The following is a 14,394-nucleotide window of genomic DNA, read 5'->3' on the forward strand; positions in this document are numbered from 1 at the left end:
GAATGAAACTGGTTTTATACTTGGATATCGTTAAAACCTAACACATCTTTCATATCATATTTACCTGCTTCACGCCCGATGACCCAAGCCGCAGCACGTACGGCACCTGAAGCAAAGTTCATTCGGTTGGTCGCTTTATGGGTAATTTCAACACGCTCGCCATCGGCAATAAACATCGCGGTATGTTCACCGACAATATCGCCACCACGAATAGTTTGGAAGCCAATGCTTTGACGCTCACGAGGCCCTGTATGACCTTCACGGCAGTATACTGCATCAGTTTTCAAGTCACGCCCTAAAGCTCCAGCAATCGCTTCACCCATCATCAGCGCTGTGCCTGATGGCGCATCGACTTTATGACGGTGATGTGCTTCAATCACTTCAATATCCACCGTGTCACCAAAGACTTTAGAAGCCAATTCCAACAGTTTAATCGAAACGTTGACACCCACAGAATAATTGGCTGCATACACCACAGGTGTTTGAGTCGCAGAGTCATCCAAATAGGCTTTTTGTTCGTCATTCATGCCAGTAGTACCAATCACAATGGCTACACCCGCTTCACGACAAATTTTTAAATGCTGAACAGTCGCTACTGGTGCAGTGAAATCAATCACCACATCACACTCTTTCACTACCGCTTCTAGGCTACCCACCACCTTCACCCCAAGGCTACCAATTCCTGCAAGCTCACCTGCATCTGCACCAATCAATGAACTTTCAGGACGTTCAACGGCTGCAGCCAATTGATAGCCTGCTTCGTTTACCGCTTGAATAAGGATGCGACCCATACGACCGCCTGCACCCAAGACACCAATGCGTGGAGCTGCTGACATAATATATTCCTAATGTAGCTTCAAAATTGTTCTTACTATAGCAAAACTCATTGCCCAGACTAAGTTTTGTTAGCCATTTTCATCGAAAAAATCGCTTTATTTTCAAACATCATTTCTCGTCATTTTCACAAATTTGCAATCAATATTACGCAGACTAGGTTCGCGTTAAAAAACAACTTTAAAATGAGGAAAATAGAATGAAAGCAAAGGTACTTTTTCTAGCGATCGCGTTTGGGGGCTGTCTGGCAAATGTTCAGGCTGAACCTGCTGTTCAAGCAGGCGACACTTTGGAAAGTTTGTCACAAGTCAAAATTAGCACCAGTACACACCCAAAGGTCAATACTGAACAACAAGCACCATCTGTTACACCTGTTGAAGAGACCGTCTCTGTAGATCAGATTGATCAACCTGAACTTCCAACAGAAGTGCAGTAACATAAAAAAAGCGGGAAAATTTTCCCGCTCTTTTCAATCTTATTTAACCGATATGACGTTTTATCAGTCAAACAGACGGTCAAAGAAAGACTTTTTCTTCGGTGATGATTTGTGATCATCTCCATCCAGAGTTTCTTGCAACTCTTTTAACAACTCACGTTGACGTGCTGTTAAGTTGACTGGCGTTTCGATCACGATACGGCAGAGTAAGTCACCTTGCATACTGGTACGTACAGGTTTAACCCCTTTGCCACGTAAACGGAACATTTTACCCGTTTGTGTACCTTCAGGAATTTTCAAACTCACGCGACCTTCGAGTGTCGGGATTTCAATTTCTTTACCCAAAGCAGCATCTGCAATGCTTACAGGCACATCCATATACAGGTCTGCACCATCACGTTGGAAGATTTCGTGTTCACGCACGACCACTTCTACGTACAAGTCACCTGACTGACCGTCACGAATCGCTTCACCTTTACCCGTTAAACGAACGCGGTCACCATTGTCGACACCCGCAGGAATCGTCACTTCAAGGGTTTGTTGACGGTCTTTAACACCTGAACCATGACAAGTATTACATGGGTTTTTAATGATCTTGCCCTGACCACGACAAGTGCTACAAGTCTGCTGTACAGAGAAGAAACCTTGTTGCATGCGAACCTGACCTGCACCATGACAGGTTTTACAGGTTTCAACATCATTCGGGTTTTTAGAACCTTTGCCATCACACGTTTCACACGGTGCTGGTGCAGTAAAAGTAATGGTTTTCTTCACTCCTTTTACTGCTTCTTCCAAGGTCAGTTCCATTACATAACGTAAGTCAGAACCACGACGTGCACGCTGTTGACCACGACCGCCGCCGCCACCAAATGCGCCACCGAAAATATCACCAAATTGACTAAAGATATCTTCTGCGCTGAAACCACCACCGAAGCCACCGCCGCCGCCCATACCACCTTCAAAGGCTTGATGTCCCATACGGTCATACATGCTGCGCTTTTCGCTATCCGACAAAATTTCATAAGCTTCAGCAGCTTCTTTGAACTTCTCTTCAGCTTCGGCATTATCAGGGTTACGATCTGGATGATATTTCATCGCCAACTTACGGTAGGCTTTTTTAATTTCATCATCACTAGCGGTTTTAGCAACACCTAAAACCTCATAATAATCACGTTTAGCCATGTCTGGCGATGCTCCTCACGGAATTTATTTAATACTGGGCTGTGGTCTGAAATTGGGGGTCAAACCAAGTTTTACAAGGGGATGTTTGAAAAAAAATCAGTATGTTTAGAAAACAGCCTTATTTTTCAAAAATTTAGAGAAGCCTTTAAACCATGCATTTAAAAGAAAAAGAAATGCAATACAGCTAAAAACGACACCTGCAACAGTACATGCGGTGACCCACAATGCGCTATCCCAAGTGAAAAACATGAGCGGAATAAACCACAATGCTGCAAACAAAGCCAAGATGCTATAAATCACAATATTACGCATCACCCAAAGGGCTTGGGCTTGTAACCAGACCTCAGCGTGATCAATCTGCGTGACTTTCCGTGCATACCAATATGAAAATGCGCCACTAATCACAGTAAACAAAGCTAAAAACATGAAGACATAAGAAATCGCTATAGAGCGGCGATACTTGGTAATATTGTCTTGCATCATGCGTTTAACCCCATTTGCTACATCGTTCGTTTTGTAATGTGTAGCAAAAACTGCTTTATAAAAATGCCATAAATTTCAGGTGCTACTATATTGAAATTTTCAATGTTTCGCACCTGATATTGGCATAAATTTACAGCTTATGGCTAATTTTTTTTACTTTAAACCACTGCGCATACAAGGCAGGTAAAAAGAACAGGGTTAATAGCGTCGCTACAATCAATCCACCCATAATCGCAACAGCCATGGGACCAAAGAAAATACTTCTGGACAGTGGAATCATGGCAAGGACAGCCGCCAATGCCGTCAGCACAATCGGACGACAGCGTCGCACGGTTGCATCAATGATCGCATCCCATGTTTCATGCCCTGCTTGAATGTCTTGCTCAATCTGATCAATCAAGATCAACGAGTTACGCATAATCATCCCCGACAGGGCAATAGTGCCTAACATTGCAACAAAACCAAAGGGTTTATTGAACAGCAGCAAGAATAGCACCACACCAATTAAGCCTAAAGGTGCGGTAAGCAGTACAATTGTCGCACGCGACATACTGCGCAGTTGAATCATCAGCAAGGTCATGACCACGGCTAAGAACAAAGGCATGCCCGCTGCAACCGATTTACCACCACGTGCAGACTCTTCCACGGTACCACCCACTTCAACCAAATAACCATTTGGCAATTCTGCACGCAGCTGATCCATCTGTTCAGCCATTTCATCCACTACAGTGGCAGGCTGTAATTTGGTCCGAATATCTGCACGCACCGTAATGGTCGGTAAGCGGTTACGGTGCCAGATCAATCCATCTTCAAAACCATAATTAATTTTCGCAATTTGCGCGAGTGGCACTGTGCCACCACTTGAGGTTGGAATAGCCAGACTGGAAAGGGACTCTACTTCAGCCCGTTCCGCTTGGTCTCCGCGTAAGCGGATCTCAATCAGTTCTCGCTTTTCACGGTATTGGTTAATCGTGGCACCCGAAATAGAACTGTTCAAGAAATTGGCTAAATCTAAACTAGACACCCCCATTTGGCGGGCACGGTCTTGATCAATCTCTAAGCTAATCACCTTACTTGGCTCACCCCAGTCAAGGTGTACATTCGTTGTGTTCGGGTTTGTGCCAATCAGCGCAGCTACTTTGTCCGCCCATGCACGAACCTGTGTCAAATCTTCACCTGATACCCGATACTGGATTGGATAACCAACAGGTGGCCCATTTTCAAGCAGAGAAACACGAGTACGAACATCTGGCAGTAACTGACGGATTTGTGTATCTAAAGACTTGCGAATTTCATTTCGATCATCCAATGAAGAGGCCAAAACTACAAACTGTGCAAAACTTGCCTGTGGCAGTTGCTGATCGAGCGGTAAATAAAAGCGCGGTGAACCTGTGCCCACATAAGCCACATAGTTATCAATCCCCTTTTGCTTCGATAGGAACTGTTCGACCTTTTTCACTGCATTTTCAGTTGCGGTTAAAGATGCACCTTCCTCGAGTTTTAAATCGACCAAAATTTCTGCGCGATTCGAAGGCGGGAAGAATTGTTGTGGTACCAATTTAAACATGAGCACCGAGAGCACAAAGATCCCAACCGTTGTCGCAATGACCGTTTTTCGATAAGTCACACACAGATTGACCCAACGACGAAAACCTTGATAGAACTTGGTTTGATAGGGATCATGCTGCTCACCAGGATGATGCACCGTTGACTGTGGCTCAGGCTGCTTGCGCAATCGTGCCCACAACCGGCTATACCACGGTGCTTTTTGGATGAGATCCTTATTGAAATCAGGCAATAATTTGTCGCCCAAATAAGGTACAAACAATACAGCCGCAAACCACGACACAATTAAAGCAATGGTCACCACTTGGAAAATAGAACGCGTGTATTCACCTGTACTTGAGGCTGCTGTTGCAATTGGCAAAAAGCCCGCAGCGGTAATCAATGTTCCCGTCAGCATTGGGAAGGCCGTGGTTCGCCACGCATGCCCTGCGGCTTGTAGTCGACTATAGCCCTGCTCCATTTTAATGGCCATCATTTCGACTGCAATAATGGCATCATCAACCAACAGTCCCAGTGCTAAAATCAAAGCCCCCAACGAAATTTTATGCAAGCCAACATCAAAAATATTCATGCCTGCAAAGGTCATCGCTAAGACCAGTGGAATGGAGAATGCCACCACCAGCCCAGTACGGAAACCCAGTGAAAAGAAACTCACTAGCAGGACAATAATGACCGCTTCTGCAAGCACTTTCATAAATTCGTTGACACTGCGCTTCACCGCAACGGGCTGATCTGAAACTTTTTTCAACTCCATACCAAGGGGTAAGGTTTTTTGCAGATTAGAAAACTCAGTCTCTAGGTTTTTACCCAAAGCCAAGATGTCGCCACCTTTGCGCATCGAGACCGCAATTCCGATACCATTTTCGCCCATAAAACGCATACGGGGTTGAGCTGGCTCACTAAAGCCTCGATAGACATCAGCAACGTCACTAAGCTGGATGGTTTTTCCATTGACCAAGAGTGGCATACGTTGCAGTTCTGCAACGCTTTTAATCTGCCCTGTGACTCTCAGTTGAATGCGGTCAGACTTCGTTTCAAAGAAACCTGCACTGGCCATGGTATTTTGCTGTTGCAACGCTTGTTGAATAGCTGTGACGGGAATACCTAACTGCGCAGCTTTGGTGTTGGAAATTTCAATCCAAATTTTTTGGTCTTGTAAACCAACAAGGTTCACCTTAGCCACATCTTTGACACGTTGTAGTTGTAACTGCAAACGATCGGCATATTCTTTCATCACCGCATAGTCAAAGTCTTTACCAGTCAATACATAGATATTACCGAAAGTGTCACCAAACTCATCGTTAAAGAAAGGACCCTGAACACCATCTGGGAGTTCATGCTTAATATCATTGACTTTTTTACGAACATCATACCAAACATCAGGTATTTCACTCGAGCGCATGGCATCACGTGCTACAAAAGTGACCATGGACTCGCCAGGTCGTGAATACGCCATAATACGTTCGTATTTACCCGTGGTCATCAGTTCTTTTTCAATACGATCTGTGACTTGTTCCGATACCTCACGCGCAGTTGCACCAGGCCAGTATGTCTGCACTACCATGACTTTAAAGGTAAAAGGCGGGTCTTCACTTTGAGCAAGTTTGGAATAAGACACCACCCCAATGATCCCGAGTAACAACATAAAATAGAGGATCAAACCTTTATTTTTAAGTGCCCATTCGGACAGGTTGTAGTTCATGCTTAACTCCCTGCCGCAATCTGGACCGCTTTGTTATCACGGCTAATCGGTTTAATTTTCTGTTTTTCACGTAGTAAATGGACTCCGCCCACCACCACATAGTCTTTTGGCTGTAACCCTGAGCGAATAGTGACCGTATCGCGACCATACTCGCCAACAACCACAGGCACCTTACGAATACTGTTATCGCTGTTTACCACCCAGACATAGGCATTTTTCCCACTCGCTGAAACACTGGCTAACGGCACACTCAGCACATTACTCTCGGTGGAGCTAAAGAATACACGTGCACTTTGCCCCAACTGAATCGCATTTTGCCCTTCACGCAGCGCCACTTTGACACTAAAGGTTCGGGACTGATCGGCGGCAGGGGAAATTTCACGTACATAGGCTGCAAAACGCTGATCGGGCTGAGACCATAGCGTAACGACGGCATCCTGTCCCACTGTAATTTTAGGAATAGCTTGTTCAGGGACACCGATCACGACTTCGCGATCACCAGAAATCGCCAGTTGAAAAGCGGGCTGTCCTGCTGAAATCACTTGCCCAATTTCAATATTTCGCTCGGTAATCACGCCATTTTTATTGGCAATCAGTTGGTTATAGCTGGTTTGGTTTTGTGTAACATTAAAATTGGCTTGGGCTTGTTTTAAGCTCGACAGTGCTGCTTTATATTGATTTTCAACGCTGTCGTACTGTGAACGACTGACCGCATTACTGGGTAATAATTGCTTAAAACGGTTAAGTTCATCCTGTGCATTTTTCTCAGCCGCTTGTGCACTCTCGAGTTGGGCTTTGGCAGAATTTAACTGTAACTGAGCATCTTGCACATCTAAACGTGCTAAGACTTGTCCAACTTTGACTTGATCCCCCACATCGACCAATCGCTCTGTAACTTGCCCCCCAACACGAAACGACAGTGCGGTTTGTTGGCGGGCCTGTACTTCACCCGCATAACTTTTTTGTTCTAAATGAGTGGTATTCGGTTGGCTCACCATAACTAGAGGGATGGGTTCTGATTCAGCCGTGTCTTTGCTGCATCCCCACAAGGTGATACTACACACCACCATCATACTTGCCACAAGGGTCTGAATTCTGCTCATTGAAGTCTGCTCTTCTTCCAAAATCACCTGCTCATCAGGCACAATATCCAGATGCAACATGGTTATTTTTTAATTAATATACTGCATAGTACACTAATTAAAGATACACTAAGATGTAAATGACTTTTTGAACTTTTTTTTAGGATCACTTGTGCAAGCTTCAGCAGGACGTCCAAAGGATTTAGAAAAACGGCAACGGATTTTGAATGTTGCACGTCAGTTGTTTTTACAACATGGTTATCATGGCTCCAGTATGGATCAGATTGCCAAAGAAGCCCATGTCACTAAACTGACGGTATATAATCATTTTCAGGATAAAGCCAACCTGTTTAGTTGTGCCATAGAAGAAACCTGTGAAAAGCTGATGCTGGGTCGTTCATTTCAATTGCAATGTGCAGAAGACTTCCAACCTATGCTCAAACAAATCTGTACGCTGTCGATGTATATTATTAACCTGCCCGAAGCAATTAAACTGGAACATTTGTTATTACAACTAGCGGCAGAGCAAAATCCTCTTTTACATAACTTCTATAAAGCATCTCATCTTAAAATGCAGACTATTTGGGAGCAATTTTTTCATCAGGCCCAAACACTAGGCGTACTTCAGTTTGAACAAGTCAATGATGCCATCACCTTATTAATGTCTTTGCTCTTTGGTTATCGTCATCAAGAAATGCTATTGGGGATGAACGAAGTTCCTAGTGCAGAACAATGTGAACAAATCATTCAAGAAGCGATCAGCATTTTTTTATTCAGATACCCGATACAAAAACACGAAAAGCAAATAGAGTGACTTTGAATTTTTTAATAACAAATTCAGTGATTTGTCACTTATTCATGTGATTGAATCAATAGAGAGCAGCGATATAAGTCTTTCATTTGTTTCTAAATTCAGCAATTAATCCCCTACTTTTGTCTGCCCCTACTTGGATTGTCACCGAATCGGGGTATAGTCAAATTAAGAACAACGAGGGAATAATAATCATGATTCAACAAATTGATGCTCCACTACGTGAAGATGTCCGATTACTCGGCAACTTGTTGGGTGAAACCCTCAAGGAGCATGCTGGACAAGATTTGTTTAATCAGGTCGAGCAAATTCGTGCCTTATCCAAAGGTGCTCGCGACGGACAAGTTGAAGCTGAAAAACAGCTCGAACAACTTTTTTTAAGTCTTGAAGATGATGAAATTCTCCCACTGACTCGTGCTTTTACTCACTTTTTGAATTTTGCCAACATTGCTGAACAATATCACGTTGTACGTAGCCGTCGTCAAAGCGAATTTGATGTAAACACCCCGTCTCCCAATCCGCTCGACCACCTCTTTGAAAAATTCAAGAATAATGACATTCCCACTGATACGCTATTTCAGCAAATCTGTGATTTGAATATTGAACTGGTGCTGACTGCTCATCCAACAGAAGTCAGTCGCCGAACCCTGATCCAAAAATATGATGGTATCAATAACGCTCTCTTTAAAATGGATCAGCAGAAACTCACCCCACGTGAGCGCCAAACAGTCCTTGAAGATTTAAAACAATTGATCTGTTCGGCATGGCAGACCGATGAAATCCGTCAACATCGCCCAACCCCTGTGGATGAGGCAAAATGGGGCTTCACCACCATTGAGCAAACCTTATGGAATGCCGTACCGAAGTTCATGCGTGAACTGGACGACATGGTGATTGAGCACTGTGGGCAACGTCTGCCTCTCCATGTCGCACCTGTTCGTTTCGCTTCATGGATGGGCGGTGACCGTGACGGCAACCCAAATGTAACCCACAATATTACTCAAGAAGTCCTGTGGCTATCCCGTTGGAAAGCAGCTGATCTGTACTTACGTGACATTGAAGATTTACGTTGGGAACTCTCGATTCAAAGCTGTAGCGATGAACTGCGTCAAGCCTTGGGTCAAGACCATCCTGAACCGTACCGTGAATATTTACGCGATACTCGCGAACGGCTAAAAGCTACGCGCCATTGGTTAGCAGAAAAACTGCGCGGTGCCGATGCCGATGACAGCCGTGTCATTAAAGCTAAAGATGAACTGTTACAGCCTTTACTACTGTGTTATCGCTCTTTAATTGCCAGCAATCTACCTGAAATTGCCAATGGGAAACTGCTCGATTTTATCCATCGGGTGAACTGTTTCGGGATTGAACTGCTGAAATTGGACATTCGCCAAGAGTCAGGACGGCATCGCCAAGCGATTTCCGCGATTACTGAATATCTGGGTCTGGGTAATTTTGAAACGTGGACTGAACAAGCGCGCCAAAATTTTTTATTGCAGGAACTACAAAGCAAACGTCCGCTGTTGCCGAAACATTTAAATGAGCCTACACAAAGCTTAATTGAACAACCCGAAGTACAAGAAGTGTTTGCCACCATGCGCACTTTGGCAGCGCAGCCTCAAGAAAGTTTAGGTGCCTACATTATTTCGATGGCGGAGTACCCAAGTGATGTACTGGCGGTACTACTTTTGCAAAAAGAAGCAGGGATCCAACATCCGCTGCGTGTGGTGCCTTTGTTTGAAACATTAAAAGACTTAGATGGCGCCGCAAGCACGATGAATACCCTATTCAATATGCATTGGTATAAACAGCATATTCAGGGCAAGCATGAAGTGATGATTGGCTATTCGGACTCGGCAAAAGATGCAGGCTTTATGTCAGCCAATTGGGCACAGTACCGTGCGCAAGAAGAATTAACTGCGGTTGCGAAAAAGCATGACGTCCAACTGACCCTCTTCCACGGTCGTGGCGGTTCCATCAGTCGTGGCGGTGCACCAACACAACAAGCCCTGTTTTCACAGCCACCCGGCTCAATTTCAGGTGCCATCCGAGTCACTGAACAAGGCGAAATGATTCGCTTCAAGTTTGGCCTAGAAGGTATTGCACTACAAAACTTAGAGATTTATACCGCTGCTACTTTAGAAGCCACTTTACTTCCACCACCTGTTCCTAAACCTGAGTGGCGCGAGTTGATGCACAGCATGACCGATTTGTCGGTGCAGGTGTATCGCCAAACCGTGCGAGAAAACCCGCACTTCGTCAAGTATTTACGCACAGTCACCCCAGAGCTAGAGCTACAAATGTTGCCGCTTGGCTCACGTCCGGCAAAACGTAAAGTCAGTGGTGGCATTGAGTCTTTACGTGCCATTCCGTGGGTATTTGCGTGGACACAGATTCGTTTGATGCTACCAGCTTGGCTCGGTACAGGCGCTGCAATTAACCAAGTGATTGATCAAGGGCATAAAGCGACCTTGGATGAAATGCTGGCGACATGGCCGTATTTCCAAACCCTGATTGATATGTTGGAAATGGTGCTCTCAAAATCGGATGGTCATGTGGCGCTGTATTATGAATCACACCTGACCAATGATGAAGATTTGAAAGTGCTTGGGGAACATCTGCGTCAACGTTTAAAATATGCAGTGCAAACCCTGTTAGCACTTAAAGGTGAATCGAAACTACTGAGCAGTAACGAAGTTTTAGACCAGTCCATGCGTGTACGTAAGCCGTATTTATTGCCGCTACATTTGCTTCAGGCAGAGTTAATGAAACGTCGTCGCCGTTACTTAGAAAGTAGCCAAGAAACCAATACACCTGTAGACCATGCTCTGATGGTCAGTATTGCAGGCATTGCGGCTGGATTACGAAATACTGGTTAAAATTTTAAGCCTGTTTAATTTACAGCACATCACTATGGTGTGCTTTTTTATTGACCGCATGGTCAAACCTGTTAAAAAAATTTATCAATCTAATCATAATTATTTATGAATAAATAATTGGCAAAAATTACCAATTAAGCCTTGATTTATCGTTATTTTTAAAAATTAAAACTTTTACCATGCGGTAAAAAGTTCTGAAAAGTCATAAGATTAGTTTGAACAATTTTTTGTATCACTGATTAAATCTTCTAAAAAACAAGAGTATGATGTGCACAATTTATCTTTAGAGTGCTCAAAAAATGTCCAATTGGTTCCCCAAATGGCGCCCGTACGAAGGCAACATAGATGCACGCCCTGTTGGCACAAGTGAATATCTTCCAGCTTCACAAAGTGCAATTTTAGGTGTTCAGCATGCCTTTGCTATGTTTGGTGCAACAGTTCTTGCACCATTCTTAATGGGTTTCGATCCTAATCTTGCCATCTTAATGTCAGGGATTTGTACCATCTTGTTCTTTATTATGACGGGTGGTCGTGTTCCAAGTTATTTGGGTTCAAGTTTTGCCTTTATTGGCGTGGTGATCGCTGCAACGGGCTATACTGCATCGGGCACAGGCGCACTCAATCCAAATTTAGCCATGGCGGGTGGCGGGATCATCGCTTGTGGTCTACTTTATACATTGTTTGGCTTTATGGTTATGGCAACAGGTACCAAGTGGATTGAAAAACTGATGCCACCTGTAGTGACAGGTGCTGTAGTCATGATCATCGGTCTAAACCTTGCCCCTGTTACAGTCAAAGGCGTTGCTGGCAATACCTTTAATATGTGGATGGCACTGGTTACCGTGTTATGTATGGGCTCAATTGCAGTCTTTACTCGTGGCTTATTGCAACGCCTATTGTTATTAATTGGTCTGTTAATGTCTTATTTAGTCTACTTTATTGTGACCAATGTCATGGGCTATGGCACAGCGATTAATTTTGCCCCGATTCAACAAGCCGCTTGGTTTGGTTTACCGACTTTCCATGCACCTGAATTTAATGCCAATGCCATGATGATCATTGCACCGATTGCTTTGATATTGGTGGCGGAAAACTTAGGTCACATTAAAGCTGTAAGTGCGATGACAGGTGAAAATCTTGATCCACAGATTGGTAAAGCATTTGTTGCGGATGGTATTGCAACAACTTTAGCAGGGGGTGTAGGTGCTCCTGGCATGACCACCTATGGTGAAAACATCGGGGTCATGGCAGTCACACGAGTTTATTCGACCATCATTTTTGCCATCGCAGGTGTATTTGCCATTTTCTTGGGTCTGTCCCCAAAGTTTGGTGCGATTATCCATACCATTCCGACTGCAATTTTAACCGGTGCGTCGATTGTGGTCTTTGGCTTGATTACCATCGCGGGTGCAAAAATCTGGATTGAAAACAAAGTTGATTTCTCACAGAACAAAAACCTGATGGTGGCTGCGGTAACCATCATTTTAGGTACGGGTGATTTTGCCTTACAAGTTGGCAGTATTAACTTGGGTGGTATTGGTACTGCAACCTTTGCAGCTTTGTTCCTCAACTGGTTCTTCAGCTTAGGGCAAAAAGATTAATCGGCCTTATTTTTGAGTATTCGTTTTTGATCGCAGCCTTCGGGCTGCTTTTTTTTGGTCGGATGCGCTACCTTCAATTTCATATGCCACTCTGCTAAAGGGATGTCTCAAAACGCAAAAAGGACTAAGATAAAGCAACATTTTCCGCTTTGACCCTGCCATGCGCCTTGATTTTTTTGATCTGCAATTGTTTATCAATATCCTGAGTACAGGCAGTCTCACCAAAGGTGCGGAACGTTCCGCCATTTCTTTACAGGCCGCCAGTGAACGGATTAAAAAATTAGAACACCATTTTGAAGTCAGTCTATTTACCCGCCATGCAACAGGGGTAAAAGCGACCCTTGCTGGACAAACTTTTGCTGAACATGCACAACATTTGCTACAACAGCAGCAACAATTACAACAGGCTATGTTGCCCTTTGCCCACAGTGCAACGAGTAACATTATTCTGTGGTGCAACTCATCAGCGCAAAGTGAGTACTTACCCCATTTATTGCCACAGTATTTGATGGAAAATCCAAAACTTCATATCGAATTAAAGGAAGCTGAAACCAATGACATTATTCAGGCCCTCAGCATAGGCACGGCGAAGTTGGGACTGATTTCCAGTTTTTTCGATGCAGGACAACTTGAAACCCAAGAATTTGCTGACGATCCGTTGGTGCTGATCTGTCCAAATCAGCATGCACTTGCCACTGTGGTTCAACTGGAACTGGGTGAATTAGTGCAACATCCTTTTGTAGGCCTCATGCCATACCATTCCCTACAACAGTCAATCGAGGCTCAAGCCAAACGCTTAGGCTATGAGATTCACTATCGGCTACGGGTCCCGAACTTTGCCGCAATCGCACAAGTCGTTGCCAATGGCGTCGGCATTGCCATTATTCCCAAACGGGCAGCACAGCGTTTAAACGTGCAGTATGACTTTCAGCAGATTGAACTACTAGGCAAATGGGCCAACCGCAAGTTGCTGCTAGCGACACGGTATTTTGATCAGCTCCCCGCAGATTACCAACGCTTTAGTCAATTCCTCTTGAGCCAACATGATCAACTCATTGCGCATTAAAGCCAGCCCAATTGATGTAAAACCATATAACTGCCAAATAGCACTAAGCCCACAAAAAACACCTTACGAAAGGCTTGCTCAGGGATGCGGTAGCGAATTTTAGTGCCCAACCACATTCCGAGCAATGCAGGCAGTAGTGCGATCAACGACAATTGATAGTCAATTGGGGTATCTTCAACAGGATTCAGATGTAAATATGCAGCTAGACACAAAGTTGAAACGGTAAAGGCAAGGCCAAGCGATTGTACCAAATCATCCCGCTTTAAATGCAAAGACTGCAAATACGGCACCACAGGAATCACCACCACCCCTGTCGCGACTGTCAAAGCACCACCCAAATAGCCCATGATCGGCGATAGATATTTTTCATAGGGGGCTAAGTTGGGCATGTTTTTGGCAAACAAACCATATAGACCATAAATGGCCAGCATTCCGCCCAACAACGCTTCACTTTGAAATTCGCCATGTCCGAGCGTAGGAAAAACACTCCAAACTGAACCGATGATCATGCCCACCAACAAGGGCCAAAAGCGCTGTAGCAGTCGCAGTACACGCCCTTCTGCGAACAATTGCCAAACGTTCGTGACCATGGAAGGGATTATGAGCAAAGTTGCCGCTTGAAATGGGCTAATCACCAAAGATAAAAGTCCCATCGACACGGCGGGCAAGCCCAATCCAATGGTGCCTTTAATCATACCTGCGACAGCAAAAACAAAAATAACAAAAGCAAGCATGACGATTCTCTCTAAACA

At 44.4% G+C, this 14,394-nt stretch carries 11 protein-coding genes; 5 read left to right on the plus strand and 6 right to left on the minus strand.

Features of this window, described 5'->3' with window-relative positions; all coding sequences use genetic code 11:
- Positions 1-14: 14 nt before the first annotated feature.
- Positions 15-836, minus strand: coding sequence for a 4-hydroxy-tetrahydrodipicolinate reductase (dapB, locus tag B9T36_RS15465; RefSeq protein ID WP_086210357.1), 822 nt, complete (start codon positions 834-836; stop codon positions 15-17).
- Between the two features lie 197 nt (positions 837-1,033).
- On the opposite strand from dapB, the gene B9T36_RS15470 reads away from it, so the two are divergent.
- Positions 1,034-1,270, plus strand: a complete 237-nt coding sequence (locus B9T36_RS15470) for a hypothetical protein (RefSeq protein ID WP_086210358.1) — start codon at positions 1,034-1,036, stop codon at positions 1,268-1,270.
- A gap of 63 nt (positions 1,271-1,333) precedes the next feature.
- Here B9T36_RS15470 and dnaJ read toward each other — a convergent pair whose 3' ends face one another.
- From dnaJ to B9T36_RS15490, 4 genes are all read right to left on the minus strand, one after another.
- Positions 1,334-2,452, minus strand: a complete 1,119-nt coding sequence (gene dnaJ, locus B9T36_RS15475; protein ID WP_086210359.1) for a molecular chaperone DnaJ — start codon at positions 2,450-2,452, stop codon at positions 1,334-1,336.
- A 105-nt stretch (positions 2,453-2,557) separates the two neighbouring features.
- The gene (locus tag B9T36_RS15480) at positions 2,558-2,935 is read right to left on the minus strand and encodes a hypothetical protein (protein WP_086210360.1); all 378 of its coding nucleotides are present in this window, start codon (positions 2,933-2,935) and stop codon (positions 2,558-2,560) included.
- A gap of 130 nt (positions 2,936-3,065) precedes the next feature.
- Positions 3,066-6,203, minus strand: a complete 3,138-nt coding sequence (locus B9T36_RS15485; protein ID WP_086210361.1) for an efflux RND transporter permease subunit — start codon at positions 6,201-6,203, stop codon at positions 3,066-3,068.
- A 2-nt stretch (positions 6,204-6,205) separates the two neighbouring features.
- On the minus strand, positions 6,206-7,306 hold the full coding sequence (locus tag B9T36_RS15490; RefSeq protein ID WP_086210386.1) for an efflux RND transporter periplasmic adaptor subunit: 1,101 nt from the start codon (positions 7,304-7,306) through the stop codon (positions 6,206-6,208).
- 151 nt (positions 7,307-7,457) lie between these two features.
- Here B9T36_RS15490 and B9T36_RS15495 point away from each other — a divergent pair, with 151 nt between their 5' ends.
- The 4 genes from B9T36_RS15495 to B9T36_RS15510 all read left to right on the plus strand — a co-directional run bounded on the left by B9T36_RS15495 (position 7,458) and on the right by B9T36_RS15510 (position 13,642).
- On the plus strand, positions 7,458-8,099 hold the full coding sequence (locus B9T36_RS15495) for a TetR/AcrR family transcriptional regulator (RefSeq protein WP_086210362.1): 642 nt from the start codon (positions 7,458-7,460) through the stop codon (positions 8,097-8,099).
- A 191-nt stretch (positions 8,100-8,290) separates the two neighbouring features.
- Positions 8,291-10,975, plus strand: coding sequence for a phosphoenolpyruvate carboxylase (ppc, locus tag B9T36_RS15500; protein ID WP_086210363.1), 2,685 nt, complete (start codon positions 8,291-8,293; stop codon positions 10,973-10,975).
- A gap of 299 nt (positions 10,976-11,274) precedes the next feature.
- Entirely contained in the window at positions 11,275-12,576 is a 1,302-nt protein-coding gene (locus B9T36_RS15505; protein ID WP_086210364.1) for a solute carrier family 23 protein, read from the plus strand.
- A gap of 160 nt (positions 12,577-12,736) precedes the next feature.
- Positions 12,737-13,642 carry a LysR family transcriptional regulator gene (locus B9T36_RS15510; RefSeq protein WP_086210365.1) on the plus strand — a complete coding sequence of 302 codons (906 nt, stop codon included), beginning with the start codon at positions 12,737-12,739 and terminating at the stop codon, positions 13,640-13,642.
- Here B9T36_RS15510 and B9T36_RS15515 read toward each other — a convergent pair.
- Complete coding sequence (locus tag B9T36_RS15515) at positions 13,639-14,376, minus strand: sulfite exporter TauE/SafE family protein (RefSeq protein WP_086210366.1); 738 nt, start codon at positions 14,374-14,376, stop codon at positions 13,639-13,641. The genes B9T36_RS15510 and B9T36_RS15515 overlap by 4 nt on opposite strands.
- Positions 14,377-14,394 lie beyond the last annotated feature (18 nt).

Source organism: Acinetobacter sp. ANC 4204, from assembly GCF_002135205.1.
Lineage (GTDB): Bacteria > Pseudomonadota > Gammaproteobacteria > Pseudomonadales > Moraxellaceae > Acinetobacter.

What these genes read in the sequence shown, in the direction of transcription:
- dapB (WP_086210357.1), bottom strand. Translation starts at nt 836, where the DNA reads ATGTCAGCAGCTCCACGCATTGGTGTCTTGGGTGCAGGCGGTCGTATG.
- B9T36_RS15470 (WP_086210358.1), top strand. Translation starts at nt 1,034, where the DNA reads ATGAAAGCAAAGGTACTTTTTCTAGCGATCGCGTTTGGGGGCTGTCTG.
- dnaJ (WP_086210359.1), bottom strand. Translation starts at nt 2,452, where the DNA reads ATGGCTAAACGTGATTATTATGAGGTTTTAGGTGTTGCTAAAACCGCT.
- B9T36_RS15480 (WP_086210360.1), bottom strand. Translation starts at nt 2,935, where the DNA reads ATGATGCAAGACAATATTACCAAGTATCGCCGCTCTATAGCGATTTCT.
- B9T36_RS15485 (WP_086210361.1), bottom strand. Translation starts at nt 6,203, where the DNA reads ATGAACTACAACCTGTCCGAATGGGCACTTAAAAATAAAGGTTTGATC.
- B9T36_RS15490 (WP_086210386.1), bottom strand. Translation starts at nt 7,306, where the DNA reads ATGAGCAGAATTCAGACCCTTGTGGCAAGTATGATGGTGGTGTGTAGT.
- ppc (WP_086210363.1), top strand. Translation starts at nt 8,291, where the DNA reads ATGATTCAACAAATTGATGCTCCACTACGTGAAGATGTCCGATTACTC.
- B9T36_RS15505 (WP_086210364.1), top strand. Translation starts at nt 11,275, where the DNA reads ATGTCCAATTGGTTCCCCAAATGGCGCCCGTACGAAGGCAACATAGAT.
- B9T36_RS15510 (WP_086210365.1), top strand. Translation starts at nt 12,737, where the DNA reads ATGCGCCTTGATTTTTTTGATCTGCAATTGTTTATCAATATCCTGAGT.
- B9T36_RS15515 (WP_086210366.1), bottom strand. Translation starts at nt 14,376, where the DNA reads ATGCTTGCTTTTGTTATTTTTGTTTTTGCTGTCGCAGGTATGATTAAA.